Raw genomic sequence first — 460 nt, 5'->3', positions numbered from 1 at the left:
GTGCCACCATCGGGCGCATCGCCACGAGTGGCAACAGCAGCAGTGACAGGATTGCCACGAACCAGCTGCACAGGCCGATCACCCGCACCTCGTGCCGTCGCGCGTTGAGAACGATGCGTCCACGCATCACCGGGAAGTAGCGCAGGCCGAAGCTCGGTGCGAAGCTCTCGCGGAACGCCATGCTGCCATCGGGCAGCGCATGGAAGGCCAGCCGCAGCCACTTGTCCTGCGGCAGGTCACGTTCCAGGCTGCCCAGCGAGAGCCGGGCCTGCATGGCCGGTGACGCCGCGATGCGTTCGTTGAACAGGGTGATGCCCCAGCTGAAATAGCCGGCCACCCAGGCCATCAGAAGGACGGCTTCGAACAGGAGCACTGCGATCAGGGCGATGGCCATCGGTCTTCCATGAACGGGACCGGTGGATCATGCCATGCGGGACGGCCCATCCACGCAGGACGTGGA

General features: G+C 65.7%; 1 protein-coding gene. It reads right to left on the bottom strand.

Annotation, left to right across the window (positions count from 1 at the left end; all coding sequences use genetic code 11):
- Nucleotides 1-394 (bottom strand): hypothetical protein (locus tag K9U41_RS23170; protein ID WP_282643186.1); only part of this gene is annotated, 394 nt, incomplete at its 3' end.
- Nucleotides 395-460 lie beyond the last annotated feature (66 nt).

It is taken from the genome of Xanthobacter autotrophicus (genome assembly GCF_029991245.1).
Taxonomy (GTDB): domain Bacteria; phylum Pseudomonadota; class Alphaproteobacteria; order Rhizobiales; family Xanthobacteraceae; genus Xanthobacter; species Xanthobacter autotrophicus_C.
This window is presented reverse-complemented; position numbering and strand designations above follow the sequence as displayed.